Consider the following 26,828-nt stretch of genomic DNA (forward strand, 5'->3'; position numbering starts at 1 on the left):
TTGTGCTGGCGACCATAGCAAGAGTGAACCACCTGATCCCTTCCCGAACTCAGAAGTGAAACCTCTTCGCGCTGATGGTAGTGTGGGGTTACCCATGTGAGAGTAAGTCATCGCCAGCTCATTATTCAAACACCCTCAACAAATGTTGGGGGTGTTTTTTTATGCAAGAGAGAAAATAAAGTTAGAAAAACAATAATAAATTGAATAGAACTTCTGATTAAAATCTTTATGTCTTTTGATAAATTTGTGCTATACCTAATAAAACGGCATAGAAATTGCTTATCAAAAACTTATATGTTAAGTTGTTGAAAAACATAAATTTAAAAGAGTGGGTGAAAATGAAGTTATCGGTTGGATTAAAAGTTGCAAACTCCTTGTCACTGACACCGCAGTTACAACAAGCCATTCGTTTGCTTCAACTTTCGAGCTTGGAACTTGAACAAGAAGTTCAAATTCAGTTGGACAGTAATCCCTTATTAGAAAAAGTCGAAGAACAAAGTAGTGTCGAAAGTTTATCCACCTTAGAAGAGCAAGAGCATGATCAAAAGGATTTGACTAAAGAATTAAATGCAGATCATCTACCGAATGACTTGCCTGTCGATACAGACTGGGATGATGTGTACACTCATTTACCCACGAGTTTGGGAGCAGCGGAATATGAAGAGCGCGAGGATAATCGTCAGGGACATTTAGGTTTAAAAGAGCACATGATGCAACAAATCAATCTGTTGCATTTTTCTCAAGTCGAGCAGCTCATTGCCTATTGTATTGTTGATGCTTTGGATGACAATGGTTTCTTGGATTGTGAAATATCTGAAATCACTACATCTGTGCAACATTTATTGATCTCCATGGAATACGAAGATGAAGTTGAAGACGATGAAGTTTTGGTGGTTTTGAAACATATTCAGCGTTTAGAGCCGATTGGTATTGGTTCGCGTAATTTGGCGGAATGTTTATCTATTCAGCTTGAAAGTTTGGCTACAGATGTGCCTTATCGGCAGGAAGCACTGCAACTCTTGCAGCATTATGAGTTATTAATTTCGAATGATTTAGCCAAGTTAATTAAGCAAACGGGTTTAAGCGCAGATCAGCTACAGCATGCAGTGGCTTTATTAAAAACCTTGAAAGCGCATCCTGGTACAGCATTTGAAGATCAGGAGTCAGATTATCAAATTCCAGATGTAGTGGTCAGTAAAAAGCAGGACCATTGGCAGGTGCAGCTGAATCCTGATGTTGTACCGAAGCTTAGAATCAATTCATTTTATGCCAATATGATTAAACGCGCAGATCAAAGCGAAGACAATCAATATTTGCGCAATCAAATGTTGGATGCAAAAAACTTTATTAAAAGTGTCGATGAGCGTCATAAAACTTTATTAAAAGTCGCAACCTGCATTGTGCAACATCAACGTGAATTTTTAGAAATTGGTGCTGAAGGAATGAAACCGTTGATTTTGCGTGATGTTGCCGATGAGGTGGAGTTGCATGAATCTACAGTTTCACGGGTGACCACTAATAAATATATGTTAACTCCACGTGGTTTATTTGAATTGAAATATTTCTTTTCAAGTCATGTTGGAACAAGTTCAGGTGGAGAAGCATCCTCAACTGCGATTCGCGCCAAGATAAAAAAATTAATTGCAGAGGAAAATCCACGTAAACCTTTGTCAGACAACACAATTGCAAACCTTCTTAAGGAAGAGGGAATTGATGTAGCACGCCGAACAGTTGCGAAATATCGTGAGTCATTAAATATTCCGTCATCTTCTGAACGAAAAGTCTTGATCTAATTTTTAAAATTGGTCTATTCTAAGGATTCATTATGACCAAATAATGAATTTTTTTTGAAGGAATAGTTAGACATGATTTAAAGTGACCGCTACAGTGATCTGTTATTTGGCAATCAATCATGTGAACTATGCCTTCCTAATCCTAATGAAGGTGAGGGATAGAATTATGCAAATAACAATTCGTGGACATCACTTAGCTATCACCCCTGCAATTGAAGAAAATATTCGACTTAAATTTGCACAAATGACCAAACATCTGGATCAGGTCAATAGTATGCAGGTGAAATTAAGTAAAGATCATCAAATCGATAAACATTCTAAAAAAGGCAGCGCCAATCATATTGCAGAAGCGATTATTCGTTTACCTGGAACGGAGCTTTTTGCGCAGGCTAGTGCAGATGATATGTATACTTCAATTAAGATGATGACAGAAAAATTAAAACGTCAGTTAGAGAAACATCGGAAGATGCAGTTGGATTATCAGCCTTTAGCCATCTAGTTAAAATGTGATTTAAAAAGAGGTTTTGGATAAACCTCTTTTTTTATTGCGATAATGTATAGGATTAATGAATTATTTTTTCTATTTATAGTAAAATGACAGGTTTTTACACCGTTGGTCCTATAAGAGGTCTTTGTGATGAATAGTGAACAGCTCACTGAAATTTTAAAAGCTGCTTTTCCAGAGGCTGAAGTTGCTGTAAGTGGGCAAGGCGGCAAGTTTGATCTTCGTATTGTAGATAATCAGTTTGAAGGTAAGCGTCCTGTTGCTCGTCAACAAGCAGTGTATGCACCATTGAATAGCTATATTGCCAGCGGTGAAGTTCATGCGGTTACAATTCGTGCAATGACACAAGAAGAATGGCGTAAAGCAAGCTTATTTGGAGCTTAATAATTTAATGGATAAATTTTTAATTCAGGGCGGTAATAAGCTCGAAGGTGAAGTGCGTATTTCTGGTGCAAAAAATGCAGCCTTGCCACTTCTTGCTGCAATGATTCTTGCAGAAACGCCAATTACATTGAAAAATGTTCCAAATTTAAAAGATGTAAATACCTTGGTGAAGTTGATCGCAGGCTTGGGCATTAAAATGTCTTATGAAGGCGATACAGTCATTGCAGATACATCAACGTTGGACAACAAATTTGCACCTTATGAATTGGTAAAAACCATGCGTGCTTCTATTTTGGTGCTTGGCCCATTGGTCGCGCGCTATGGTAGTGCAAAAGTATCTTTGCCAGGTGGTTGTGCAATTGGTTCACGTCCTGTCGATCAACATCTTAAAGCACTCGAAGCGTTAGGCGCAGAAATTGAAGTCGAAAATGGTTATGTAAATGCCAAAGTCAACGGGCGCTTAAAAGGTGCTGAAGTGGTTTTTGATATGGTGACTGTGGGGGGGACTGAAAACATCCTCATGGCTGCAGTGCTAGCAGAAGGTGTGACTACCATTCGTAATGCTGCACGTGAACCAGAAATTACCGATTTAGCACAAATGCTGATTAAGATGGGCGCTAAAATTGAAGGCCTAGATACAGATACTTTAGTGGTAACTGGTGTTGAGCATTTGCATGGTTGTGAATATTCAGTAGTCGCTGACCGTATTGAAACAGGTTCATATTTAGCTGCTGCTGCAATTACGGGCGGTAAGGTGAAAACCACGCATACAGATCCTGCATTATTGGAATCTGTATTAGACAAGTTTGAAGAAATGGGTGCAGAAGTCACACGCGGGGACGACTGGATCGAGTTGGATATGACTGGTAAACGTCCTAAAGCAGTAAGTTTTAGAACGTTGCCACACCCTGAGTTTCCAACCGATATGCAGGCACAATTGATGGCTGTGAATGCGATAGGCCGTGGTTTTGCAACAATTTCTGAAACAATTTTCGAAAACCGTTTTATGCATGTCCCAGAGTTGTCACGTATGGGTGCCAATATTCAGGTTGAAGGCAACGATGCTGTCGTGACAGGGGTGGAAAAATTATCTGCTGCACCTGTGATGGCAACGGATTTACGTGCATCGTTCTCTTTAGTATTGGCAGCATTGGCGGCAGAAGGGGAAACATTGATTGACCGTATTTATCACATTGATCGCGGTTATGAAAATGTAGAACAAAAGTTACAAGGTTTAGGCGCCCAAATTAAGCGAGTAAATTGATGAATGACATGAGAAACGATGATCCAAATTTTGACGTCATGGGCAATTTTGATCATGGTTTAACTTTGGCATTAAGTAAGGGGCGAATTTTAAAAGAAACTTTGCCTTTATTAGAAACTGCGGGAATTAATTTACTGGAAGATCCAGATAAATCACGTAAGTTGATTTTCCCAACCACACATAAACAAGTGCGTATTTTAATTTTACGTGCCTCTGATGTACCAACTTATGTTGAAAATGGTGCGGCAGATATTGGGGTTGCGGGTAAAGACGTGCTGATGGAGCATGGCGCTCAAAATGTATATGAGCCGCTGGATCTGAAAATTGCCAATTGTAAATTAATGACTGCGGGCAAAGTTGGTATGCAGCGTCCCAAAGGTCGTTTAAAAATTGCCACTAAATATGTGAATTTGACCCGTCAATATTATGCCAGCTTAGGTGAGCAGGTTGATGTCATTAAACTCTATGGCTCAATGGAATTAGCACCATTGGTCGGTTTGGGTGATTACATTGTCGATGTGGTTGATACAGGTAATACTTTACGTGCCAACGGTTTAGAGCCGCTAGAAGAAATCTGTAAAGTATCTTCACGTTTAATTGTCAATAAAGCCAGTTTTAAGCGCAAGCAAGATTTGCTCAATCCAATTTTGGCACAACTTGAAAAAGCTGTGGCAGAACGAGAGTTGGCAAAACAATCTGCTTAACTTTGTATCCATCATCCTGCCTTCTCAAAAAACCGTCATTCAATGGCGGTTTTTTTATGTTCGTGCATGATTCTGTTCTTGAATGATTTCGAACGTGAATTTCCATCAAAACATACTGCTTTCGCCATGTATAGATTCCCACAAAGCCCTAGAAACAAGGTAAACTAAACTTTTCTATCAAACCTTGTGGGTAAATTGATGCGACGTTTATCGACTCAAGATCAAAGCTTTAAACAAGCCTTTGCAGACTTGTTGGCTTTTGAAACTGTCAGTGATCCTGAACTTTTAAAAACTGTAGATCAAATTATTGCTGATGTGCGTCAGCACGGTGATGCTCAGGTTCTTAAACTCACTCAACAGTTCGATCGACATCCAGCGCATCAATTTTCAGAACTTGAGTTAAGTCAAGAACAACTGAAAGCCGCATTTGATGCTTTAGATAACGAAGTTCGTGAAGCTTTGGAATTGGCTGCTGCACGTATTCGTGAATTTCACCAAGCGCAAAAGCAGGATGGTTGGACTTATGTTGATGCTTTGGGCAATACACTCGGGCAAAAAGTCACACCATTAGACCGTGTTGGTATTTATGTGCCAGGTGGTTTGGCGTCTTATCCATCTTCAGTGCTTATGAATGCTGTACCTGCGCATGTTGCTGGCGTGCCTGAAATTATTATGGTGGTGCCTGCACCGAATGGTGAACTCAATCCATTGGTTTTGGCTGCTGCATATTTGGCAGGGGTGACTCGTGTATTTACCATTGGCGGCGCGCAAGCCGTTGCTGCGTTGGCGTATGGTACAGAAACTATCCCTTCGGTAGATAAAATTACGGGGCCGGGTAATCGCTTTGTGGCAGCTGCAAAACGTGCTGTGTTTGGTCAGGTCGGCATTGATATGATTGCAGGGCCATCCGAAATTTTGGTTTATGCCGAAGGTGAAAATAATCCTGAATGGTTGGCGATGGATTTACTTTCCCAAGCCGAGCACGACACGGTTGCACAATCTATTTTTATTACACCAGATGCGCAATTGCTGAATCAGGTTGAACAAGCGATTGAACAGCACTTGGCGAATTTGCCTAAAGCTGAAATTGCCCGCACTTCTATTGCAAATCGTGGTGCATTGATCTTAGTCAAAGATCGTCAAGAGGCGATTGAATTGATCAACCAAGTTGCGCCCGAACACTTGGAGTTGTGTATGGATGATCCACAAGTGATGGCAGAAGAAATTCGTCATGCGGGTGCGATCTTTATGGGGCGCTATACACCAGAAGCTATTGGTGATTATTGTGCAGGGCCAAACCACGTATTACCAACGTCGGGTACAGCACGTTTTTCATCGCCATTGGGTGTTTACGATTTCCAAAAACGCTCAAGTCTGATTATGTGTTCAGCTGAGGGCGTGAAAAGTTTGGCGAAAACCGCTGATATTTTAGCGAAGCAGGAAAATCTGGATGCGCATGCACGATCAGCACGTTATCGTTATCAATCATAAATAGCATTACAACCTCTCCCTGACCCTCTCCTAATAAAGAGAGGGGAATTTAAACCACACAAATTTTGTGTCTTTAGTAATGAAAATTCCTCTCCCTTTGGGAGAGGTTAGGAGAGGGTTTAAAGAGAATACAAAATGAATATCACAGCAGAACAAATGCGTTTTTGGAGCCCTGAAGTACGTGAGCTAGAGCCTTATGTACCGGGTGAGCAGCCAAAAATTCAAAATTTATTAAAATTGAATACCAATGAAAACCCGTATCCACCTTCGCCTAAAGTGGTGGAAGCGGTGCAAAAGGTTTTAGAAAACTCGGCAGATGCACTGCGTTTATATCCAGATCCAGATGCGTCTGAGCTTAAGCAAGCCATTGCGAAACAGCAAAATGTAGCTGTTGGAAATGTCTTTGTTGGCAATGGTTCAGATGAAGTCCTTGCACATATTTTTAAGGCTTTTTTTGTTCAGGAACAGCCGTTACTGTATCCAGATATCAGCTATAGTTTTTACCCTGTATATAGTCAATTTTTTGGGGTAAAAACTAAAATTTTGCCTTTAAATGATGATTTTGAAATTGTGGTTGATGATTATAAGCAAGCCAATGGCGGCATCATCATCGCCAATCCGAATGCACCGACCAGTATTGCTTTGGGTTTAAGTGCGATTGAAGAAATTTTACAGGCCAATCCAAATTCAGTGGTGGTGATTGATGAGGCTTATGTCGATTTTGGTGCAGAGTCTGCAGTAAAATTGGTAGAAAAGTACGATAATCTTGTGGTGTGTCAAACCACATCTAAATCACGTTCTTTGGCAGGTTTACGTGTTGGTTTTGCGATTGCGCAACCGCATTTAATTGCCGCACTGGAAGCCGTGAAAAATAGTTTTAACTCCTATCCAATGGATCGTTTTGCGATTGCAGCAGCGGTGGCATCTTTTCAAGATCAGGCGTATTTTGAAGCACAATGCCAAAAAGTTATTGCAAGCCGTGAGAAATTGGTGACGGATTTAACGAGCTTGGGCTTTAAGATATTGCCATCACACGCCAACTTTATTTTTGCATCACATCCTCAACAGGATGCGGGTGAATTAGCTGCAGCATTACGTGAACGCGGTATTATTGTGCGTTATTTTAATAAACCACGCATCAATCAATATTTGCGCATTACTATTGGTACAGATGATCAAAATCAACGCTTAGTAGATACTTTAAAATACGATATTTTGGCTTAATTGTTAAAATATCGTAGAGGCGAGTGAAGCATTGAATTCACTCGCTTTTTTTGTTTTGCGACATGCTATTGCGCAGGTTTGTACCAGCGGTTCAATAAGTCCAACATCGCTGAAACCTTGTCAAAACATTCTTGATATTCTGCTTCACAAACAGATGCAATCGTGACGCCACCACCAGCCCATAATGAAACATCTTGCTGATATTTCTGAATAGAACGGATCAGGATATTCCAAGAACCCGTTCCATCGGCATCAAAATAACCCATAGAGCCGCAATAGGCGCCACGTGCTGCACCTTCGAGTTCATCTATAATTTGCATGGCACGAATTTTCGGCGCGCCTGTGATTGAGCCTCCTGGTAAGGCAGACATCAACACATCAAAAGGATTCATCTCGGCTTTTAGTGTTGCAGTCACTTCACTGACCATGTGATGCACTTGGTTAAAGGATTCAATATTGAATAACTTTGGCGTTTTGACGCTGCCAGTTTCGGCATAAACACTTAAATCATTACGTAATAAATCCACAATCATCACATTTTCGGCCTGATCTTTTTTAGATTCACTTAATTGTTGTTTCGATTGTCGGTCTAATTCAGGATCGCCATAACGTGGCATCGTGCCCTTAATGGGTTTTGTGGTAATTTTTCGATTTTCCTCAAAATCGATAAAGAGTTCGGGCGAACAACTTAAAATTTCAAAATCACCAATACGTAAATAACCTGCATAAGGTGCATTGGTCAGTTGCCAAAACTGAGCTGCAGTCTCTAAAAGTTGACCTTGAGCCTCAGCGCTAAACTCTTGCGTAAGATTAATTTGATAACAATCTCCTGCCACTATATAGTCTTGAACATGTTGAAAGGCGCGTTGGTAATCTGTGAAATTCCAGCGGGCTTGACACTTTTGGCTTAATTGGAACTGTTCAATTATGGTTGATTGAGTATATAAATTTAAAATAAAATCAAAGATTTGAGTAGAAGCATCGTCTGAACTATAAAAATACCAGCCATCAGTTTCTTGCTGTAAATAGCTTTTAAATTGACCTAAAAAAATACTTGGCTGGGGACGAGACTGCATATTGATGTGTTGCTGTGCTGCTGCATCATACGAAACAAACCCCATTACACTGCAAAATGGGGCGGTGTCAGCATCTTCTAAAGCACCGAGATGAGCTGTTAAATCTAATTGAGTTGGACTTAATTCATATTGATCCAATGCCGTTTTTTGAAAGTAAAAATGTTGATGGTTTTGCTGCACACAATAGCGTTCAGCCAAAAAAGCAATACGTGCCTTTCCATTATTTTGCAAATAAATACAATGTGAAAGTGCTGCCAAAGCTTGCAAAATTCTTGCAGCCTCATATTCAGGTTCACAGAATAATTTTTTAAAATGAGTAGGATAGGACATAAAGCGTAAACAGCTGAGAGATTTTAAAAGGCTATTTTACATGATTGCAGCAGATAAAAAGCAAATAACCGTTTGTCGGTAAGATGTGGATTGCGACAAACAGCAGTTGAACAAAAAATAACTCAGATATACCTTTGTATGTGCAAACCGACTACTCAAGGAATGTGTGTTAGTGTTGTCCTCATCAAATAAAAAACAATTACTAGCACTGAGTGGTAAAACCAAAAAAATAATACTCTCGGGAGAGTAACAAGATGAAAAAATTTACTAAACTTGCTTTGGTATCATCAATTGCGTTAACGACAAATGCAATGGCAATGCAGGCAATGGACGATACTGCATTAAGCGCAACTACTGGTCAAGATGGTTTAAGCATCGGGATTGGTATTTCTAAAATCGAAATCGAAAAACTTTTAATCCATGATAATGATGGTTTGGTAAGTGATGGTGGTAAGGCAGCTGTTGCCCCTGTCTTAGATGCGAATGGTGATGTTGTAACTCCTGGTACACCAGCTGCTATCGGTTCTTTAGGCGGCACAAACAAAGCTGGTGCAATTGTTGTCAAGGGCAATGGTATTTCTGGAGATGCAAACGAAAAGCATGGTATTGTGATTGGTGCAAACTACGATGATAACGGCAATTACTTGTTAGCTTCTCGTAACTTAGCAGACTTGGTTATTGATACGGATGCAGGTACAAGTGCTACAGGTGGTGCATTTATTAATGTTGCGGCTCAAGTATCAGGCTTAGATATCAAGATTGGTGAAATTGGTGTATCTGCATCAAATGCTGAAAATACAAGTACAACCTCTATCCGCCGTGGTAATGATGATACTAACTATAATGCAATTTTATCTGGTTTAACTTTAAAAACAGGTAAAATGGATGCCAACATCCAATTAGGCGCAGCGCCACAAGGTGCAATGGTTAAATTGAATACCAAAATGATTGGTGGTTTAGAAATTAAAAACTTAGGTATTTTGGATAACTCAACTAAAGGCAAAGCAGTTGGTTCTGTAAATGTTGGTGGCAATCCAACAGCTGTGACAACGAAGGAAGCGGGTGAAATCTTTATTGAAAGCATTAAAATTGCGGATGCAGCTAGTAAAGACTTGACCCTAAATCAAGATATCCAAGTATTTAATGATGCTTATGTTGGCGGTGGTACTACTCTTGGTAAGGCTGCGCATATTCGCATTGTAAGCAATGACACTGGTGCCAAAGACCAATATATTAAAGGTATCCATTTAGGTAGTCGTACTGCTGCTTCTATTGGTGATATGGAAGTTCAAGGTCTTCAAACTTACTACAGTACTTCTCAGGGTAGCTACACGAAGGGTGCTGTTATCACCATTTCTGGTCACTAATTTAAAAACTGAAAAAGCGCGTGAATTCACGCGCTTTTTTTTACAAATAAACTGATGAGTTCGCAAAAAAAATATAGAAAGCCCTTTTTTTTTTCTATAAAACGAGTATCTTTCTAAATACAAGGAAGTAGAGTGAAAACTCTAAAATAAAAATATTAGGCAGGTATTGCCGAGAATTAAAAAGTAAAAATATATGTTAGAGATCGCTTTGGGCTCGGCATTGATCTATTACGCTGCCACACAAGCCTTTGATTTAAAAGAACAGCATCCTGAAACTGTGCGTTACACAGAAACTTTGGATTCTAGAAATAATTCCTTTACCCGTATGCACAGAGAGCCTGTGCAAATTAAACCTGCTTTAGAAGATCAATTTCGCGGAATTGTGCGCCAAGCCTATGACTACAGTTGTGGTTCTGCAGCTTTAACAACCTTGCTGAATGGTTATGTAGGAACACAATTAAACGAGCAACAAACCATGAGTGGCTTGCTGCGTTATGGAGAATACGACCGAATTATTGAACGTCGTAGTTTTTCGCTATTGGATATGAAGCGCTTTGTCGCAGCTTTGGGCATGGAAAGTGGTGGATATCGCGGGGAGTTTTCGGATTTAGTGAAACAAGGGCAGCCTGCAATTGTGCCGATTTCCTATGCAGGTTTTAAACATTTTGTGGTGTATAAGGCATATAAAAATGGACGTGTCTATGTGGCAGACCCTGCATTAGGCAATATCAGTTTCGATGAAGAACGCTTTAAGGAAGTCTGGGAAAATAACACCTTATTTCTAATTAATGTCGCACCGCAAAATCGTCAAACTATGTTGGCATTACAAGAAAAAGACTTGCGTCATGTGGAAGACGCAACAGTGAATCGTTATGCCTTTGTTGATATTCAATATCCACAATTTGCGATGGAAAAAATAGCCGATAAAGCATCGACAATACGTCTAGAGCGTAATGTAAATAAAGATTCTGAAAATTACGGACAGTACGAGCATCGTTTTTTAAGACTCTACTACAAAAACAAATAATCAGTTGTTCACGAAATACAAAAATAAAAATGGAAGGGGTAAATCATGGATCGTAAATGGATGAATAAAACCTTATTGGCTCTCAGTATTCAAATGGTATTTGGGGTGGCTTATGCCGCAGAGGAGCCGCAATTAGGGGAATATGAAACCACAACTGAACAGGCAGAAGTATCAGATACAGCAGCATCAACTGCAGATACAAGTGCTGAAACAAATAGTGCGGTTGTCGCTGCAAATGGTGCACAAGCAGCATCTTCTGCATTGCAACAGCAAGAGGGCGACGCAACCAAAGAGGCGAATTTAGAGGAAGTGTTTACCTCGAATGAGCGTCAATACTCGCTCATGAAACAAGGTGATATTTCATCTTATTATGATATTGATTATACCTATCATCGTGATACGCAGCTCGACCTTGAAATGGCTCAAGGTCAGTTGTATCAGCTTCGTGTGCAAGAAAATGCGTCCCACGCATTAACTAACACCTTCACCGCACAATATGGTTTGCGTGACAATTTAACTTTATCTGCTTCTGTACCATTGGTTGCAAAGTCAGACTTGTTAAAAGATGCCACGGCAGCAGGCTTGGGGGATATTTCTTTAGGTGCACGTTGGGAGCCATTCCCATTAAAAGCGGGGCGTTTACCTTTAATTTTATTCGCAAATTTATCGACCAAAACGGGGGATAGTCCTTACGAGATTAATCCTGTTAAAGATTTATCAACAGGTAAGGGTTACTACTCTGCAGGCATCGGTGCAAGTACGCGTAAGTATATTGACCCAGTTGTATTGTTTGCTTCTGCTTCAGCCAACTATGGTTTTAAAGAAAGCGGTCTCAATCAAATTCGCGGTAGACGTATAATTGAAGAATTTGAGCCAGGTATTAGTGGTGGTTTTGCTTTTGGTTTTGCATATTCGTTTAACTACGATGTCTCGATGACCATGTCTTATCAGCAAAGCTTTAATACAGGTTCTGAGTTTTTTTATGAAGGAGGTGAAAGCTATTCGCCTGCAGACCAGACCAGTGCGACTTTAGCTATTTCATTAGGCGTTCGCGTTTCACCTGAAACCATTGTGAATGGTACGGTAGGAATCGGTCTGACCGAAGACGCGCCAGACGTATCACTTGGTTTGTCATTCCCACTGGATATTCTCGGTTTCGGTAAAAAAATTCGCTAAGAGGCTAGTCGCATGAAAATGATACGACTTCGCCCGTTAGTGACTGCAATTATACTGTCGGGCTGTTCAGGGGCTGCTTTTGCGCAGCTTGGACAAAACTTATCTGTCGATATTCGTTCTTTGACTATGGGGAATGCGGTCACTGCAGATCCTCCTGGTATTAGTGCGATTCACTTTAACCCTGCTGCACTGACCAAGATTGAAGGTTTGCAAACAGATGTGCAAGGGGTGTTGGCACATTTTGATGTACAGCGTGAGCTTTCCGTTCCAGCAGGTTATGACGTATTTGGTTATTCTGATGACCCTGTGGTGTGTAACGATGGGCCAGAAATTTTGGCCGATTTTTGTACCGATTTTAAAGGTACAGTACAAGCCGATGTAGAATATCCAACGCTGTATGTCCCGATTCTGAAAAAATTTGTCGATTTGGGTAAGGGCATGCCGCTGGCCGCGCCAACCAACGGTATTGCTTATAATCCACCTGGTTCCAAAGTGACCTTTGCAACGGCATTATATGCACCGCTGATTGCGGGCTTTGGTGCCGAAAATGGTAACCCTGGTAACTTTATGGGACAACAGGTTGCCTTAGAGCGTATTACTTATCTTTCTCCATCTATCGCCTATCAAGTCAATGATGAATTGTCAGTCGGTGCGTCAATAGGGATGTCTTACCAAGCCATCGCCATGAATACCGATTTACGCTTCCCGAATGAACTGATCGGGATGTTACGTATGGTGGATGAAGTGGTCTGTACGCCATTTAAAGAAAACGCCAATATCATCACCGATATTTTGTTGCTCGGGATTTGTAATGCCGAAGAAGGCATGAATCCATTTTCCCGTTTTGGGCAAATGCAACTGGCGGTTGAGCAAAGTTTAAGCCCGAGTTATAACTTGGGTATTTTGTGGGAACCGACAGAAGATTTTAGCTTTGGTATGGTGTATCAGAGTGCAGCTAAAATGCGCTTAAAGGGCAAATATCATATTGATAACTCGAAAGCACCGCGTGAGTTAATTAATGGTTTGATGTCTTCACCAACAGGTCAGATTTTAGCGGCAATTTTAGGTTTCCCAAGTTATATTCCAGCCAGTGAGTCTGGTTTGGTTTCTATGGATTTTGAATATCCTGCGCACTTTCAAGCGGGGATAAAATATAAAGTCATGCCTGATTTACAAGTCAATTTTGATGTGGGCTGGACTGACTATAAAGCATGGGATAAATTCAAATTCGAGTTTGACCGTCAAATCTCGGCATTAAAAATTGCAAAATTGCTTTCGGAGCATGTGTCTGATGACAGTTTAGCTTTGCCATTAGAGTTTAAGTCACCGTGGAACTGGGGTGTTGGCATCGAATATTCAGCCACAGACCGTTTAAAACTGCGTGCGGGTTATGAACCACGTGGTAGTGCGATTCCTGACAATAAGCGTAACACCATGGTACCAATTAATAATGCACGTTTATTCGGTCTGGGTGTGGGATATCGTTTTGATGCAGATACAGACCTTGATTTATCCATCGGCTTTTTACAAAGTAAGGATAAAATTCCAGCCAATACCAGTAGCTTAGCCAATAAGGAAGGTGTGAATAACCTGCTGTTAAACCCTTATGCGGGTTTGAATGTGAAAACGGATACAAAAATTACAATTCTTGGATTGAGTTATAGAACACGATGGTAAGTTCAGTACGGAAAATAAAACGGACTTTATTTTCAAAGTCGATACTCACACTGATTTTCAGTATGGGATCGGTGTGTTACGCGAATCAGTTTTACACCATTATTGGACCAGATGGTCGTCCAATTGTGGTGCAGCGTAATGCTGCAGAAAAAAAGCAAACGATACAGGCGTTGGAAACCGCACAACAGCAAAAGCAAGTCCAACAAAAGCAACTACAAGAAAACCAACAACAAGACCAGTTTAAGCAAGACAAGGTGCATCAAGTACAGCAGATAACTGCTCAAACATCCGTTCAGGTATCTAAAAATATTTCTGTTCAGGCGAGCAAGCAACTGAATCAGTCTAAGCCGAATATCTCAGAACAATCCGCTATGTCACAAAATCAGGCCAGTCAAAGCAAAGAGAACTCATCATTGCGTGCATCACACACTGAGCCAAATGCAGCGCAGCAAGAAATTTCCAGTGCGGAATCTGTTCATCAAACAGGATTCACTAAAGAAGTGATGATCAACAAAGTTGCTGTTAAACCATCTGTGTTAGAGGGGTTACAACAGCTTCCTCAGCAATTTGCGATTGATCCATCCACAGTGTCTGTCTCTAAAAAAACACCAGATCAAGCATCGCATACATCTGCCCAACAAACGGGTTTTATGGAGATGGCGGGTGAACAGTATGTTAAAAGTGAGTATTTGGAAGATCAGGAGTTTAATTTAGAAGGAAAAAAACGCTTTTACAGTATGCCAGAAGGCATGATTGACACAAAAAATGGCGGCGGTACTCGCATGCAAGTGGTCGAACGTGAACGTGGTGTAAGCCGTTCCATTCTCAATAAATTATTTAAAAAGCAATCGGTTGCTGAACCTCAAGCCATTGTTTTGGCTGCAGACTATTATCGTGTTAATCAAGCTGAAGCAATTGAGGGTTTGGGGCAGCAATGTTTTGCTGAAAGCAAAAAAAATAAAGCTAAAACCTTAAAAGCACAACAAGATTTAAATTTGTGGCCTAGAGCTCCCTTAACCGAAAAATTTGATTATGAATTGGTGAAGTTAGAAGGCAATATTCAAAATATTCAAATCAACTCTTATGCTACGAAGCAAAATCAACCTACCTTTTATTGGCCTTTTGTGGTTTTTCTGGATCAAAAAGGCTGTGTGATTGAAGGTGCAGGTGGTTTTAGAAATCAGGATACTGCAGGCAATGTCTTACGACACGAGGTAATAGAAGGTATGCTGCAACTTCCAAAAAATAGCCACTATGTATTATTAACGCCATTGGCTTCTGCAGTGGATATGGAACATCGCGCGCTCAGTAATCAAGGGCAATTAAAACTCATTGCGATACGCTAACAACAATAAGAGAATTCAGGATGAAAACAAGACATATTTTACCTTTTGCAACGACAGCATTGATGGCGGCATTGAGTGGCTGTGGTGGAGAAAGTGCCAATATTAATCCAGAGCCTAATGCTGTGGCGTATATCAATGGAAGTTGTGCCAGTACAGCAAAAAACTGCGTGGAATTTGCATTGGATTATCCTGTGGATGGTTTGAATTTTACCTGTAGCAGTGATACCAGTAAAACCTACATCACCATGATTGAGCCGAAAAGTAATGCGGCAACAGGTAAATGTAGTGAAGGAGATAAAGTCCACTTCTTTATTCAGGAAAAGACCAATCAATATATTGATTTAGGCACAGTATCATTGTCTGATATTGGAATGGTCAGTACTGCAGGCGCGGGTTATCCACGTTTAAGTGTGTTAGATATGGCACGTGGATTAACAGGACGCCAAGCAACGAGTTTAAGTAGTAGTGACGAAACGATACAGGTCGCGACTGCAATTGTACGCTTGCTACAAGCACTTTCTGTTGAGGGTGGAGGAACCATTGCAGGTGATATTCAGCCTTTAACGATTACGACACTCAAAAAAGAACAATTGGCAAATATTGCTGAGTCCGTTGAGGTTGGTGACTATCGTTCAGGGGCTTATGCCAGTATTTTACGCCCGTGGGTAGATGTGTCACAGGTATCTCAAGATGATGCTTATCAAGCATTAAACACCTTGGTTTACATGAATAACTCGGCATCTTATCAAGCTAACTATCCAATTTTAGCCAAAGAAGATTCACAATTACCACAAGGTTTATATGGCTGTAATTTGGCAGACTGTAAATCTACGGTCGCAGATTTGAAACACCTCATTGGGCAATATCAACTAATCACAGACCGTTCTGGATATACCTTCGGTTATGGTATGCAATGGAAAGGTGCGGTGTCTGCAAACACGACCAACCCAATTTTAACGGTGAGTGGTGAATTGATTCGTAAAGTACGTCCTGAGCGTATGGTAGCAGTAGCACAAACCACATGGGTCAACCCATTGAATAAACGTATTCAGGGGCCATTCCGTTTTAGTGTGAATGACAATGCGGCTGATGATTTTAAAATTACCCAAGGTAAGGTGTTTAATGATTATTTAATTGCAGGCACGGAAGGTTTTTATAAATTATTGACCAAATCTACAACAGCGAATCCTGCAGATTATGGTCAATGGCAACAAACCATAGGTACCGATCAGTTCAAAGGTTCTTTTGATGCCTATAAATTCTTTTCTGTGAACTTTTTGGATAATCGCGTTTTTAAAACCCAGAAAAATGTACCTTTAGGCAGTCGCTATATTTTCCCAATTTATGCAACCTTGACCTTTAATTTTGATGGCGGAACGACTACAGATAGCATCAAATTAGGTGTTGTTTTAGATGAGGATGGCAATATTCGTACAGATATAGCACCAAATGCCACAGAAACCGATATGTCTGGTCAGTGTGCAGCAATTCGTCAGTCTGGTGCTGAATATGTTGATACAAATGGTGTGCAGCAATACCGTATAGGTGTGTTAGGTGCAACCGATATCGACAATAAAGCAGTCACTTTACGTATGATTTTAGCCAATCCAAAATTTCATAAACTTGATGGCGCAGTCATTGGTTTGAATACCAAAATTGAAGCGGTTGAAGGTGGAAATGGTCAAGTGGTGGGCGGTGCACGTGCCAATATTGGCAATTTAGTTGCAGCCAACTCTACACGTATTACATTGTCTGATTTCAATGGCTCAACAGTGAAGTGGAGCAATATTTATCATGCGCAACTTGCAACTTACGTGGCTCAAAACCCTGCTTTAGCAACTGATGCAGATAAAGCTTTGGTGAAAGCCCAAGGTGGAGCTGTAAGTCTAGATGTTGCTGAGTGTTATAACCCAAATAAAGTGCGTATTTAGCATTAATTTTAGGTGACATAGTGATGAAAATAGCCCACTTTAGAGTGGGCTATTTATTATTCGAATTTTAGCTTGATTCAAATGAACATCATGTGGGGTTTTTAACCCGTATGATCTGTACGTGAACCTAAGGTTTCTAAGTGGGTCGTAAAATGATTGTTTTTTCGATCTGCAAAGTAGTGTTGTAAAGTACGTTCTACACTTGGGAAAGCCAATTCAGACCACGGAATTTCATCTTCACTAAACAAGCGTGATTCGATGGTTTCTTCACCTGCACCAAATTGACCATTCAACAATTGAGCTTTGAACAGCACATAAATTTGCCCAATCCGTGGAATGTTATACATGCAATAAAGTTGTTCGATTTCAATTTCCGCTTCGGCTTCTTCGCGGGTTTCACGGGCAGAACCTTGCTCCATGGTTTCAAACATTTCCATATAGCCTGCGGGTAAAGTCCACAAACCATAGCGTGGTTCAATTGCACGACGACACAACAATACTTTATTTTCCCAAACGACCAATGCACCACAAATGACTTTTGGATTGACATAGTGAATATTGCCACATGCGCTACACACTTGACGTAATTGCTGATCGCCAAGCGGAATTTTCGTTGTTGTTTTTTGTCCACAATTTCCACAAAAGTTCATAGTGATCGTCATTGTTGAAGGGAGTTCTCAGAATAACTGAAAATTTCAACTTTGGCATCCTCTCTATCTATTGCCCACCTATTTCAGCTATGATGAAAACTTAGACAAGGAGAATTATAAGGCATGATTGATCATTCGCTCACGCATCTATTACAGCAACGTTTGCGCTTTTCTAAAACGTTCATGGAAGCGCATGCAGCGGTATTGATTGCCATTACTGATGAGTCTGATCCTAAGGTATTGCTAACCCGCCGTTCTACCTTACTCAACAATCACGCGGGTGAGGTATCTTTCCCTGGCGGAAAACGCGATCCGCAAGATACCAGTAATATTGTGGTGGCATTGCGTGAAGCGCAGGAAGAAACCGCATTAAATCCATTTGAAGTGCAGTTGATTGGTGACTTGCCAATGCAAAAAGCCCGTAATGGAATGTTGGTTAAACCTGTGGTGGGGCTGATTCCCCCAAAAGTAGAACTAATTGCACAACCTTCAGAAATTGATCGGATCTTTTTTGCTTCTTTACAGCATTTGATGGAAGCGCCACCAACGCCGTATGAAGTGAGCTTTGCACAACAAAAATTATATTTTCCGAGCATGCAGGTTGAAGATGAAGTGGTTTGGGGTTTAACAGCGCGGATGTTGGTGTCTTTATTTGAATATGGTTTGGATTATCGTAAAGAATGGCCGTTTTTGTTAAATTCACCAACATTTAAGAAATAGAAAAATTTTGATGTGAGGATAGGAAGGAACCATGTTGTATAAATTTAAAGGATATGCGCCTAAAGCCATGCAGCAACCGTGGGATGGTTGGGTGGCGGATAATGCCACGGTCATTGGTCAGGTTGAGTTGGGGCAGAAAGTCAGTATTTGGTTTGGGGCTGTGATACGTGCCGATAACAGTAAAATCAAATTGGGTAATTTTAGCAATGTTCAGGAAAATGCTGTATTGCACACCGATGCAGGTATTGAAATGCAGATTGGTGATTATGTGACTATTGGACATCTGGCGATGTTACATGGTTGTACCGTGGGCGATAACACCCTGATTGGTATTAATGCAGTGGTGCTGAATCATGCGGTGATTGGTAAAAACTGTATTATTGGTGCCAATGCTTTAATTCCTGAAGGGAAAGTGATTCCCGATAATTCTGTGGTGATGGGTTCTCCCGGTAAAGTGGTTAAGACTTTGGATGAGTCTGCAGAAGCACGTTTAAAAATGAGTGCGCTGCACTATGCTGAACATTTTCAGCATTTTGTAAACCTAGAGCCTGCAACACTCTAAAATAGAATTTGCATCGTTTAGTCAAACGCATTTTTTAGCTGTAATTACATAGAATTTTATACTCAGGAATTGCAATCTAAGGCATGTAAATCCTCGCGTGAATTTCAGGAGTGGAGTATCATAACGCCAATTTTTGATATTTACTCCTTGAAGGTTGTGCATGAAATTGCTGGCATTGGAAACTGCCAATGAGCAGTGTTCCGTTTCGATTGTAGATGAAACACAGGAACTCTTTTTTCAATTAGATGCGCGAGCAAAAGCACAAACGCAAACCATCTTACCAATGATTGAGCAAGGCTTTGCTGAAACTCAAATCAGTACGGCTGATCTGACTGCAATTGCCTTTAGCCGTGGCCCAGGTTCTTTTAGCGGTGTGCGAATTAATGCGGCAGTTACGCAGGCTTTGGCGTGGTCACATGATGTGCCTGTAATTCCTGTATCGACTTTGCAGGCATTGGCGCAGGCGGCTTATCGTCTTGAAGGATTAACTGCGGTTACAGCTGTGTTGGATGCACGCATGAATGAAGTGTATATCGCCAGTTTTGAGCTAGATGCACAAGGGATTATGCAGGCGGTTGATCAGGAACAATTATTGAATTATAGCGATGCTATACAGACGGTACGCTTTCAATTGGTCGGTTCTGGTGCAGGTCTAATTGATCAAGAACAAATACAATACAAAGGCTTAAGTGCAACCGCACAAGATATTGCTACTATTGCACGCGTCTGTGCACAGCAACAGCAATGGGTCAGCGCAGAACAAGCATTGCCTGTCTATTTACGTGACAATGCTTGGAAAAAAATTCCAGAACAAGGCAAGGCATAATTAGGGTTATTTATGGATCTTTTACTGCTGCTCAAAGCGGCAATTATGGGTATTGTAGAAGGGATTACCGAATTTCTACCCATTTCTAGCACAGGACATTTGATTCTCGCTGCAGAGCTAATGGACTTTTGGACCAAAGAAAAAAGCGATGTATTTGTGATTGCCATTCAAATGGGAGCAATTGCAGCGGTCATATATGAGTACTGGACACGTCTATGGGGCGCAGCCACAGGCATGTTTACTGGCGAAGAAAAAGGTCGACGCTTGGGCTTTGGTCTGATTATGGCATCTATTCCAATTATTTTGATTGGATTGACCTTTGGGCAGACTGTAAAAGAATTACTCTTTAATGATGTTGCCGTGGCGATTGGTTTGATTATTGGCGGTTTTATTATTATGTGGATTGAAAAACATCCACCACAAGTACGTGCCCATGAGGTTGAAGAACTAACTTATCGAGATGCGATTTGGATTGGTCTAATTCAGGTATTGTCGCTGATTCCGGGGACTTCGCGTTCAGGTGCAACTATTATTGGCGCGATGTTCTTGGGTGTATCGCGTAAAGCAGCAACCGAGTTTTCCTTCTTTTTGGGGATTCCTGTCATTATTGGCGCAGGATTACTCGACTTGTACCAAAGCTATGATGTATTCCAAACTACTGAAGATTGGACCGTGCTCAGCTTCGGGATCATCGTTTCTTTTGTTTCCGCACTTTTGCTGATCCGTGCATTGGTGGCGTATGTGGCTAAGCAAGATTTTATGATTTTTGCTTGGTATCGTATTGCTTCAGGTTTAATCATTTTATTGTTCGCATTCACAGGCTGGAAACTATGGTAAGCGAACTTCGCTTATACACCGAAGCCGAGTGGCTCACTCAAGCACAGCATTATTCTGCTGTGCTTTTGTCTAGAGGCGTGCAAACGTGCATTGAAACAGTAGAAAAACTCAATGCGCGTTTTTTGCGTTTGAACCCTGAATTGGCATTGTGTGTAGATGCTGAAGGGCTGTGGTTGTGTGCCAATGGCATGAAAATGCAACCCGATTGGAAAGCTGAAGTTGGGCGATTGAAACGTGCCTCTTTAAAATCGGAAATGATTGCTCGTGCCTGTAATTTGTCGGAAAAACCAAGCCTAATTGATGCTACGGCAGGATTAGGACACGACAGCTTACTCATGGCACACTTGGGTGCTCAGGTCACGTTGTTGGAGCGTCATCCTATTCTTTTTACTTTGTTGGAGGATGCTAAACGCCAAGCCGCAGATGATCCTTTTTTAGCAAGTGTTGTTGCCCGTATCCAGTTGGTTTTTACAGATTCAGCAGATTATTTACGGGACTGTGTGGCACAAGGCAAAATAGTTGATGTGGTGTATTTAGACCCGATGTTTCCGCAGCGAGATCAACATCAACAGGCGCAGAAAAAGCAGGCACAAGTCAAAAAACAAATGCAGTTATTACATTTGCTGTTACCTGAAGATGGCGAAATGGATTTAGGTGATCATTTACTGGGTTTGGCACAGCAAATTACCAAACGTGTTGTGGTGAAGCGCCCACGTTTGGCTGTATTTTTGGCGGGGCAGGAAACCACACATCAATGGCAGGGTGATGCTTGCCGATTTGATGCCTATTTCCAAGCAAATTTGAACAATGGGTAGATTTCTACCACTAAAGCAGTGGCAAGGCGTTCAATGCTTCTATAATGCGCAAAGATTTGTTATATAGTTAAAATTGACAATTGATAATTACGACGACAAGCATAAACTTGGAGTGTGGAAACGCGAGCTGCGATTAACAGAATCCTATGATTGACTTCAAACCCTCCATTAATTTTTGGCACGATTTTAAAAGCAACCAAGCCGCAGGCGTTTGGTTATTTTTGGGTTCGCGACGCTCTTTGCAAATTATTCGTCCTTCTATCTTACAACTGATTTTTTGGGGGATTTTAGGTGGTCTTGCCAATACCTTATTCAGTTGGTTGGTCGCGGGAGAAGTGGGTGAATTTAACCCACAAGGTTTGGTCAGTTATGCCTTGTGGCCCTTTATTGCCTTAATTGTCGGAATTATTTTGTCCCAACGGGTCAATAATCCACGTCTACTTTTAGTCCCTGCGTTGCTGTGGTTAGTGCTAGACACCCACGTTGCATTATTACAAAGCTTGATTCAATACATGGGCATGATGGATGTCTTGCCGTATGTGTTGTATGACTATTTGCCTACCATTTTTATGGTGCTGTTTGTTTGGCAAAGTTTGGCAGTGGTATGGGTGTTTTCACGTGAATTGCATTGGCCGTGGTGGGAACGTGCGCTGATTGTTTTGGCGACCTTATTCACTTTAGTGGTTTGGCAAATGTCGGTGAAAAGTCAGCCCATTTGGAAAGTAGAAGAAGTTCCACCAAGTCTAAGCGAAGAAGCTTTTTATGCACAAAGTCGTGTGCTAAATAAAGCTTTAGACAGTATTCAATATGGGGAATTTGCCCAATCGCACTGGTACTTTTTAGGGGTTGCAGGGGCGAGTTATCAAGACGTATTCATGTCTGAAATTGAACGCATTCGTGAACAGTTTGATACCCGTTTTGGTACTTTTGGGCGTTCGATGGTGTTAATTAATAACCCAATGACCCGCAATGTAATTCCAATTGCTTCACAAACCAGTATTGAATTAGCGCTGCGCCGTATTGGACAACGCATGAACCGTGAAAGTGATGTGCTGTTTTTATATATGACCTCACACGGTTTAAAAGATCATTTTGAAATTGAAAATGCACCACTTGACTTAAATCAGGTCGATCCGAAATGGTTACGCGATACTTTGGATAAATCGGGTATTCGTTGGCGTGTGATCGTCATTTCAGCCTGTTATTCAGGTAGCTTTGTATCTGCCTTGCAAGATGATAATACCTTAGTGATTACTGCATCGGCAGCAGATCGTGAGTCGTTTGGTTGTTCAAACGAAGCTGATTATACTTATTTTGGTCGTGCCTTTTTTGATCAGGCTATGCGTGAGCAAAACTCTTTTGCCAATGCTTTTAATGAAGCCAAAGTGACCGTGGCAAAATGGGAGCAAGCGCAAGGTTTTGAGCCTTCAGAGCCGCAATGGGCGATGGGTAAAAATATGGAATTGATGTTGCCACAATTAGAGCAGCGTTTGTTTCCACAAAAAAATGTTGCAACATCGGCTGAAATTCAATTGAGTGCACAATCTGTTCAATAAGCCAAAGAGGAGAGGGTGATGGAGTTAATTCAGAACAACCGCTGTTTTGAGGGTGAGCAACGGATTTATCGTTTTCATTCCCATGCTTTACAGACTGAAACTCAGTTTGGCATTTTTTTACCAGAACAAGCTTTGGCGGGGCAGGCTTGTCCTGCGGTATTTTATTTGGCAGGTTTAACTTGTAACGAAGAAACCTTTGCGATTAAAGCACATGCGCAGCATATGGCTGCACAATTGGGACTAATTTTGGTTAGTCCAGATACTTCACCGCGTGGCGAAACTGTTGCCAAAGGCGACCATTGGGATATTGGACAGGGTGCAGGTTTCTATATCAATGCGACACAAGCACCGTGGGCGGCACATTATCAAATGGAAACGTTTGTAGCCGATGAGCTTTATCAGTTGGTATTGCAACAGTTCCCAATTCAGGCACAGCACGTTGGCATTATGGGGCACAGTATGGGCGGTCATGGTGCATTGACCCTCGCGTTTAAATATCCTGAAAAATTTAAATCCGTGTCTGCTTTTGCTCCGATTTGTGCGCCAAGCCAATGTCCGTGGGGTGAAAAAGCGTTTTCGAATTATTTAGGTACAGATCGACAATTGTGGCTACAGCACGATGCTACTGCTTTGGTGCGGGCCAAAGGTGCATTGTTCAGTGAAATTTTGATTGATCAGGGATTGCAAGACCAATTCTACAGTCAGCTCAATCCTGCATTATTTCAGCAAGCTTGCGATGCAGTTGGGCAAAAACTGAGTTTGCGTGAACATGCAGGCTATGATCATGGCTATTATTTCATTCAAAGCTTTATAGATCAGCATTTGCAATTCCATGCGGTGCAATTGCAAACTGACTAAGCCAAGTACTCAATTTTACGCATTGATTTTTCAAACTTTTCTAGGCAAGTTGTTCACTTTTTATTAGAATGGTGGACACTTGCTTTTTACCATTTGGAAAGATTACTCATTTGGGTTTGAGCGTCTGGGTAAAATAACGACTGTACAATAAAATAAATAAGGCATCACATGCACAATTCAGAATGGGATTCACCACAACAAGCAACGCCATCTTCCCCGTTTTTTCCAGCGGAGCCTACAACACCGCCTGCTCGTAATCCATTACTTGGACACATTCATCATTTTCAATTTCATGGTAGTGCCTCAGAGTATTTTGGAATTTGGATTGTTAATATTTTGTTGATGATCGTGACCTTTGGGTTGTATGCACCGTGGGCAAAAGTGCGTCGTTTGCGCTATTTTTATGGCAATACCGAATTAATCAAACGTCGTTTTGATTTCACGGGTATCCCACATAAAATTTTATTAGGACGTTTAATTGCCATCGGAATTTATGTTGTGATCTCGGTGATTTCCAATTATTCAGTCAAAGCCATGGTTATTGGCGTGGTGGTTTTATATTTGGCTGTGCCATGGTTGATTCGAGCGACCATCCGTTTCAAGGCGCGAAATAGTAAATTTGGCAATGCCCGTTTTTATTTTTCAGGCAGTAACAAAGAAGCCTATTGGGTATTTTTAAAATGTATCGTAATTAATTTGTTTACTTTGGGCTTATTTTTTCCTGTGTTGGTGTGGATGTATAAGCGCTATTGCCTAGACCATTTATATGCAGGGCAGCTTAAATTTAAGCTGAAAGCAGATTGGCCTGCTTATATGCGCGCGATGTACATACCTGTTTTTTTGTTCTTTGGCATTTTGCTTGCAGTCGGGATAATGTTGGCTTTGGCAGGACAGTTGAGTCGTAATCCTGCGCAGTTGATTTGGTTATTTGTAGCGGTTTATCTGTTGGGGTTGTTTTTAATTTGGCCATTAATGTCGGCGCGAATTTTTATCACTACATGGAACAATACCAGTATCAGTCGTAGTGAATTTCAGACCGATTGTGGGCAGTGGCACTATACTTGGATTGTGGTGACCAATTGGATTGTGAAAGTCCTGAGTTTGGGTTTAATGACCCCATGGGCAGCTATTCGTTTATATCGCTATCAGGTTGAGTCTTTAAGTCTACATTTAAAAAATGATCCAGATTTGATGATCAATCAACTGCAAGCTGAACATAGCGCACTAGCAGAAGAAATCAGTGATATTTTTGATATTGATGTATCGCTGTAAGGTAGGAGATGAAGATGGCGGCACAGATCGTGGATGTGGTGTTTTATGATGGTGTGGTGTCTAAACCATGGGCAGCTAAAATCTCTCCTATAGATGCTCAGTCGGTATTTATTCGTTATGGTGAAAATTTAGAGCAACAGCGGCGCTATCATTATCAAGACATGATGTTGGTGGGGGCACTAGGTAAAATTCAACCTGTCATTGAACTCAAAGATGATGCGCGTATTGAATTTTCCCAAGCCTTGCCTGAGTGGTTTCAACTGCGAAATAAACAGGTGCAGCATTCCATCTGGAAATTGGAACGCACGCCAAGTCTGATAGTATTTAGTCTGGTTTTTGTGTCGTTGATGGTATTTGTCACAGTGCAATGGGGCATCCCAAGTGCATCAAAATACGTTGCCTTTCAATTGCCTGCGAACACCTTAAATCAAATTGGTGATGAAGCAGAGCGTTATATTTTAGATATGACAGCGCCAAGTCAATTGCCCGCAGTACGTCAGCAGAAAATTTTGGCAGATTATCGCAAGCTCATTGCAGGAGATACACCTGCCAAAGTGCTGTTTAGACAAGGTGATCGCTTAGGCGCGAATGCTTTGGCAATTCCGAATAACACCATTATTTTGACCGATGAATTGGTGGAATTGGCGCAGAATGATCAGGAAATCATTGGCGTGTTGGCACATGAACAAGGGCATTTGGTAGAACGACACAGCTTGCAACAGGCTTTATCGAGCTTAGGGTTTAGTATTATTTTGCTCGCGATTACAGGAGATGGTACAGATTTAGTTTCGACCTTGCCTGTGGCGCTCGTGGGGGCAAATTATTCACGTAATTTTGAATCTGAAGCAGATTATTATGCTTTAAATACGATGCATGCTCAGGGCATTCCAACCATTCATTTTGCCCATTTTCTGGAGCGTTTGGCAGAAGATGCAGGTGAAGACACCGCCAAAAGCCCTTTGGATTTTTTACAAAGCCATCCTGCAACACAAAAACGTATTCAAGCGGTTAAGGATTTTGAACAAACGCAGCGTTTAGCGCCTTAACATGAAACAGTTAGTACCGTTGCCAAACCGCGCTCAATTCTGTTTGTCCCATACGACTTAAATGATCAAGCACGACTTGTTCGAGGTAACTTAAATCTGTTTCAGTATTTTTTACCTGAATTTCAACTACAAGCTCATGTGTTTGGGGTATAAGTAGAATTGTGGCACTTGGCATCATAATTTGGTATTGGGTTGCGCTTTCTGCAACGTCAAATTTATGTTTCCAGTGGTTGAGTAGACGCTTGGCAATACGGCTTGCTTGTGTTGTTTGAATATGGGCAGAACTGTTCATCATCTATCTGTTTAAACTAACATTGTGTTTAAATGGGTAAAGACCTTTAGCATAACAAAGCCAGACTGAAAGAACAGTGGAATGCTGCAACAGAGCGTT

The 26,828-nt window shown here is 41.1% G+C and carries 25 protein-coding genes and 1 rRNA gene; 23 read left to right on the forward strand and 3 right to left on the reverse strand.

The features are described 5' to 3' along the window. Positions 1–4: 4 nt before the first annotated feature. From rrf to hisC, 8 genes are all read left to right on the forward strand, one after another. Positions 5–119, forward strand: a 5S ribosomal RNA gene (gene rrf / locus ACEO2X_RS07815). A gap of 219 nt (positions 120–338) precedes the next feature. After that, entirely contained in the window at positions 339–1,793 is a 1,455-nt protein-coding gene (locus tag ACEO2X_RS07820; protein ID WP_154320393.1) for an RNA polymerase factor sigma-54, read from the forward strand. A 166-nt stretch (positions 1,794–1,959) separates the two neighbouring features. Then, positions 1,960–2,292 (forward strand): ribosome hibernation-promoting factor, HPF/YfiA family, encoded by a 333-nt coding sequence (gene hpf, locus ACEO2X_RS07825; protein WP_004975196.1) that lies wholly within the window; start codon positions 1,960–1,962, stop codon positions 2,290–2,292. Between the two features lie 138 nt (positions 2,293–2,430). Beyond that, complete coding sequence (ibaG, locus tag ACEO2X_RS07830) at positions 2,431–2,682, forward strand: BolA family iron metabolism protein IbaG (RefSeq protein ID WP_004975198.1); 252 nt, start codon at positions 2,431–2,433, stop codon at positions 2,680–2,682. Positions 2,683–2,689: 7 nt separating this feature from the next. Next, positions 2,690–3,946, forward strand: a complete 1,257-nt coding sequence (murA, locus tag ACEO2X_RS07835; protein WP_371971556.1) for a UDP-N-acetylglucosamine 1-carboxyvinyltransferase — start codon at positions 2,690–2,692, stop codon at positions 3,944–3,946. Then, complete coding sequence (gene hisG / locus ACEO2X_RS07840) at positions 3,946–4,650, forward strand: ATP phosphoribosyltransferase (RefSeq protein ID WP_004975201.1); 705 nt, start codon at positions 3,946–3,948, stop codon at positions 4,648–4,650. Before murA ends, hisG begins: the two co-directional genes overlap by 1 nt. A gap of 186 nt (positions 4,651–4,836) precedes the next feature. Beyond that, on the forward strand, positions 4,837–6,141 hold the full coding sequence (hisD, locus tag ACEO2X_RS07845; protein ID WP_179990908.1) for a histidinol dehydrogenase: 1,305 nt from the start codon (positions 4,837–4,839) through the stop codon (positions 6,139–6,141). A 135-nt stretch (positions 6,142–6,276) separates the two neighbouring features. After that, entirely contained in the window at positions 6,277–7,365 is a 1,089-nt protein-coding gene (gene hisC / locus ACEO2X_RS07850) for a histidinol-phosphate transaminase (RefSeq protein WP_180052206.1), read from the forward strand. A 65-nt stretch (positions 7,366–7,430) separates the two neighbouring features. On the opposite strand, the gene pabB is transcribed toward hisC, so the two are convergent. After that, positions 7,431–8,771, reverse strand: a complete 1,341-nt coding sequence (gene pabB / locus ACEO2X_RS07855; protein ID WP_180111916.1) for an aminodeoxychorismate synthase component I — start codon at positions 8,769–8,771, stop codon at positions 7,431–7,433. Between the two features lie 254 nt (positions 8,772–9,025). On the opposite strand from pabB, the gene ACEO2X_RS07860 reads away from it, so the two are divergent. From ACEO2X_RS07860 to ACEO2X_RS07885, 6 genes are all read left to right on the forward strand, one after another. Then, on the forward strand, positions 9,026–10,138 hold the full coding sequence (locus ACEO2X_RS07860) for a DUF6160 family protein (protein ID WP_371971558.1): 1,113 nt from the start codon (positions 9,026–9,028) through the stop codon (positions 10,136–10,138). Between the two features lie 193 nt (positions 10,139–10,331). Further along, complete coding sequence (locus tag ACEO2X_RS07865; RefSeq protein WP_096902113.1) at positions 10,332–11,165, forward strand: C39 family peptidase; 834 nt, start codon at positions 10,332–10,334, stop codon at positions 11,163–11,165. Positions 11,166–11,210: 45 nt separating this feature from the next. Beyond that, positions 11,211–12,341, forward strand: a complete 1,131-nt coding sequence (locus ACEO2X_RS07870) for a hypothetical protein (protein ID WP_371971559.1) — start codon at positions 11,211–11,213, stop codon at positions 12,339–12,341. Positions 12,342–12,353: 12 nt separating this feature from the next. Further along, entirely contained in the window at positions 12,354–14,018 is a 1,665-nt protein-coding gene (locus ACEO2X_RS07875) for an OmpP1/FadL family transporter (RefSeq protein WP_070154334.1), read from the forward strand. Beyond that, entirely contained in the window at positions 14,012–15,364 is a 1,353-nt protein-coding gene (gene filE / locus ACEO2X_RS07880) for a putative pilus assembly protein FilE (protein WP_371971561.1), read from the forward strand. Before ACEO2X_RS07875 ends, filE begins: the two co-directional genes overlap by 7 nt. Positions 15,365–15,384: 20 nt before the next feature. Next, entirely contained in the window at positions 15,385–17,295 is a 1,911-nt protein-coding gene (locus tag ACEO2X_RS07885) for a flagellar protein FilF (RefSeq protein ID WP_371971562.1), read from the forward strand. Positions 17,296–17,396: 101 nt separating this feature from the next. Here the strand turns inward: ACEO2X_RS07885 and ACEO2X_RS07890 are convergent, their stop codons facing one another. Beyond that, positions 17,397–17,945 (reverse strand): NUDIX hydrolase, encoded by a 549-nt coding sequence (locus ACEO2X_RS07890; RefSeq protein WP_026438436.1) that lies wholly within the window; start codon positions 17,943–17,945, stop codon positions 17,397–17,399. Positions 17,946–18,068: 123 nt separating this feature from the next. On the opposite strand from ACEO2X_RS07890, the gene ACEO2X_RS07895 reads away from it, so the two are divergent. The 9 genes from ACEO2X_RS07895 to ACEO2X_RS07935 all read left to right on the forward strand — a co-directional run bounded on the left by ACEO2X_RS07895 (position 18,069) and on the right by ACEO2X_RS07935 (position 26,437). Further along, complete coding sequence (locus tag ACEO2X_RS07895; RefSeq protein ID WP_179989108.1) at positions 18,069–18,665, forward strand: CoA pyrophosphatase; 597 nt, start codon at positions 18,069–18,071, stop codon at positions 18,663–18,665. A 31-nt stretch (positions 18,666–18,696) separates the two neighbouring features. Next, positions 18,697–19,227 (forward strand): gamma carbonic anhydrase family protein, encoded by a 531-nt coding sequence (locus tag ACEO2X_RS07900; protein ID WP_225530490.1) that lies wholly within the window; start codon positions 18,697–18,699, stop codon positions 19,225–19,227. Positions 19,228–19,387: 160 nt separating this feature from the next. Next, complete coding sequence (gene tsaB, locus ACEO2X_RS07905; protein ID WP_371971565.1) at positions 19,388–20,053, forward strand: tRNA (adenosine(37)-N6)-threonylcarbamoyltransferase complex dimerization subunit type 1 TsaB; 666 nt, start codon at positions 19,388–19,390, stop codon at positions 20,051–20,053. 12 nt (positions 20,054–20,065) lie between these two features. Next, positions 20,066–20,890: an undecaprenyl-diphosphate phosphatase gene (locus ACEO2X_RS07910; protein WP_131261915.1), complete on the forward strand. Its 825-nt coding sequence runs from the start codon at positions 20,066–20,068 to the stop codon at positions 20,888–20,890. Then, positions 20,884–21,705: a class I SAM-dependent methyltransferase gene (locus ACEO2X_RS07915; protein WP_371971567.1), complete on the forward strand. Its 822-nt coding sequence runs from the start codon at positions 20,884–20,886 to the stop codon at positions 21,703–21,705. The genes ACEO2X_RS07910 and ACEO2X_RS07915 overlap by 7 nt, the downstream gene beginning before the upstream one ends. A 146-nt stretch (positions 21,706–21,851) precedes the next feature. Further along, on the forward strand, positions 21,852–23,261 hold the full coding sequence (locus ACEO2X_RS07920) for a C13 family peptidase (protein WP_286417772.1): 1,410 nt from the start codon (positions 21,852–21,854) through the stop codon (positions 23,259–23,261). Positions 23,262–23,279: 18 nt separating this feature from the next. Further along, the gene (gene fghA, locus ACEO2X_RS07925) at positions 23,280–24,119 is read left to right on the forward strand and encodes an S-formylglutathione hydrolase (protein WP_371971568.1); all 840 of its coding nucleotides are present in this window, start codon (positions 23,280–23,282) and stop codon (positions 24,117–24,119) included. A 168-nt stretch (positions 24,120–24,287) separates the two neighbouring features. Beyond that, complete coding sequence (locus tag ACEO2X_RS07930) at positions 24,288–25,391, forward strand: YjgN family protein (protein WP_371971570.1); 1,104 nt, start codon at positions 24,288–24,290, stop codon at positions 25,389–25,391. A 14-nt stretch (positions 25,392–25,405) separates the two neighbouring features. Continuing rightward, positions 25,406–26,437, forward strand: coding sequence for a M48 family metallopeptidase (locus ACEO2X_RS07935; RefSeq protein ID WP_180112379.1), 1,032 nt, complete (start codon positions 25,406–25,408; stop codon positions 26,435–26,437). Between the two features lie 10 nt (positions 26,438–26,447). Here ACEO2X_RS07935 and ACEO2X_RS07940 read toward each other — a convergent pair whose 3' ends face one another. Then, complete coding sequence (locus tag ACEO2X_RS07940; protein ID WP_026438437.1) at positions 26,448–26,729, reverse strand: DUF2218 domain-containing protein; 282 nt, start codon at positions 26,727–26,729, stop codon at positions 26,448–26,450. Between the last annotated feature and the right edge of the window lie 99 nt (positions 26,730–26,828).

The organism is Acinetobacter sp. AL9 (assembly GCF_041464035.1).
GTDB lineage: Bacteria > Pseudomonadota > Gammaproteobacteria > Pseudomonadales > Moraxellaceae > Acinetobacter > Acinetobacter towneri.

Coding starts and splice junctions, on each gene's coding strand:
- ACEO2X_RS07910 (WP_131261915.1), top strand. CDS start 20,066: ATGGATCTTTTACTGCTGCTCAAAGCGGCAATTATGGGTATTGTAGAA.
- ACEO2X_RS07940 (WP_026438437.1), bottom strand. CDS start 26,729: ATGAACAGTTCTGCCCATATTCAAACAACACAAGCAAGCCGTATTGCC.
- fghA (WP_371971568.1), top strand. CDS start 23,280: ATGGAGTTAATTCAGAACAACCGCTGTTTTGAGGGTGAGCAACGGATT.
- ACEO2X_RS07895 (WP_179989108.1), top strand. CDS start 18,069: ATGATTGATCATTCGCTCACGCATCTATTACAGCAACGTTTGCGCTTT.
- ACEO2X_RS07890 (WP_026438436.1), bottom strand. CDS start 17,945: ATGAACTTTTGTGGAAATTGTGGACAAAAAACAACAACGAAAATTCCG.
- hpf (WP_004975196.1), top strand. CDS start 1,960: ATGCAAATAACAATTCGTGGACATCACTTAGCTATCACCCCTGCAATT.
- ACEO2X_RS07870 (WP_371971559.1), top strand. CDS start 11,211: ATGGATCGTAAATGGATGAATAAAACCTTATTGGCTCTCAGTATTCAA.
- ACEO2X_RS07935 (WP_180112379.1), top strand. CDS start 25,406: ATGGCGGCACAGATCGTGGATGTGGTGTTTTATGATGGTGTGGTGTCT.
- ACEO2X_RS07820 (WP_154320393.1), top strand. CDS start 339: ATGAAGTTATCGGTTGGATTAAAAGTTGCAAACTCCTTGTCACTGACA.
- hisC (WP_180052206.1), top strand. CDS start 6,277: ATGAATATCACAGCAGAACAAATGCGTTTTTGGAGCCCTGAAGTACGT.
- ibaG (WP_004975198.1), top strand. CDS start 2,431: ATGAATAGTGAACAGCTCACTGAAATTTTAAAAGCTGCTTTTCCAGAG.
- ACEO2X_RS07915 (WP_371971567.1), top strand. CDS start 20,884: ATGGTAAGCGAACTTCGCTTATACACCGAAGCCGAGTGGCTCACTCAA.
- ACEO2X_RS07865 (WP_096902113.1), top strand. CDS start 10,332: ATGTTAGAGATCGCTTTGGGCTCGGCATTGATCTATTACGCTGCCACA.
- murA (WP_371971556.1), top strand. CDS start 2,690: ATGGATAAATTTTTAATTCAGGGCGGTAATAAGCTCGAAGGTGAAGTG.
- ACEO2X_RS07860 (WP_371971558.1), top strand. CDS start 9,026: ATGAAAAAATTTACTAAACTTGCTTTGGTATCATCAATTGCGTTAACG.
- ACEO2X_RS07875 (WP_070154334.1), top strand. CDS start 12,354: ATGAAAATGATACGACTTCGCCCGTTAGTGACTGCAATTATACTGTCG.
- ACEO2X_RS07885 (WP_371971562.1), top strand. CDS start 15,385: ATGAAAACAAGACATATTTTACCTTTTGCAACGACAGCATTGATGGCG.
- filE (WP_371971561.1), top strand. CDS start 14,012: ATGGTAAGTTCAGTACGGAAAATAAAACGGACTTTATTTTCAAAGTCG.
- pabB (WP_180111916.1), bottom strand. CDS start 8,771: ATGTCCTATCCTACTCATTTTAAAAAATTATTCTGTGAACCTGAATAT.
- hisG (WP_004975201.1), top strand. CDS start 3,946: ATGAATGACATGAGAAACGATGATCCAAATTTTGACGTCATGGGCAAT.
- ACEO2X_RS07900 (WP_225530490.1), top strand. CDS start 18,697: ATGTTGTATAAATTTAAAGGATATGCGCCTAAAGCCATGCAGCAACCG.
- ACEO2X_RS07930 (WP_371971570.1), top strand. CDS start 24,288: ATGCACAATTCAGAATGGGATTCACCACAACAAGCAACGCCATCTTCC.
- tsaB (WP_371971565.1), top strand. CDS start 19,388: ATGAAATTGCTGGCATTGGAAACTGCCAATGAGCAGTGTTCCGTTTCG.
- ACEO2X_RS07920 (WP_286417772.1), top strand. CDS start 21,852: ATGATTGACTTCAAACCCTCCATTAATTTTTGGCACGATTTTAAAAGC.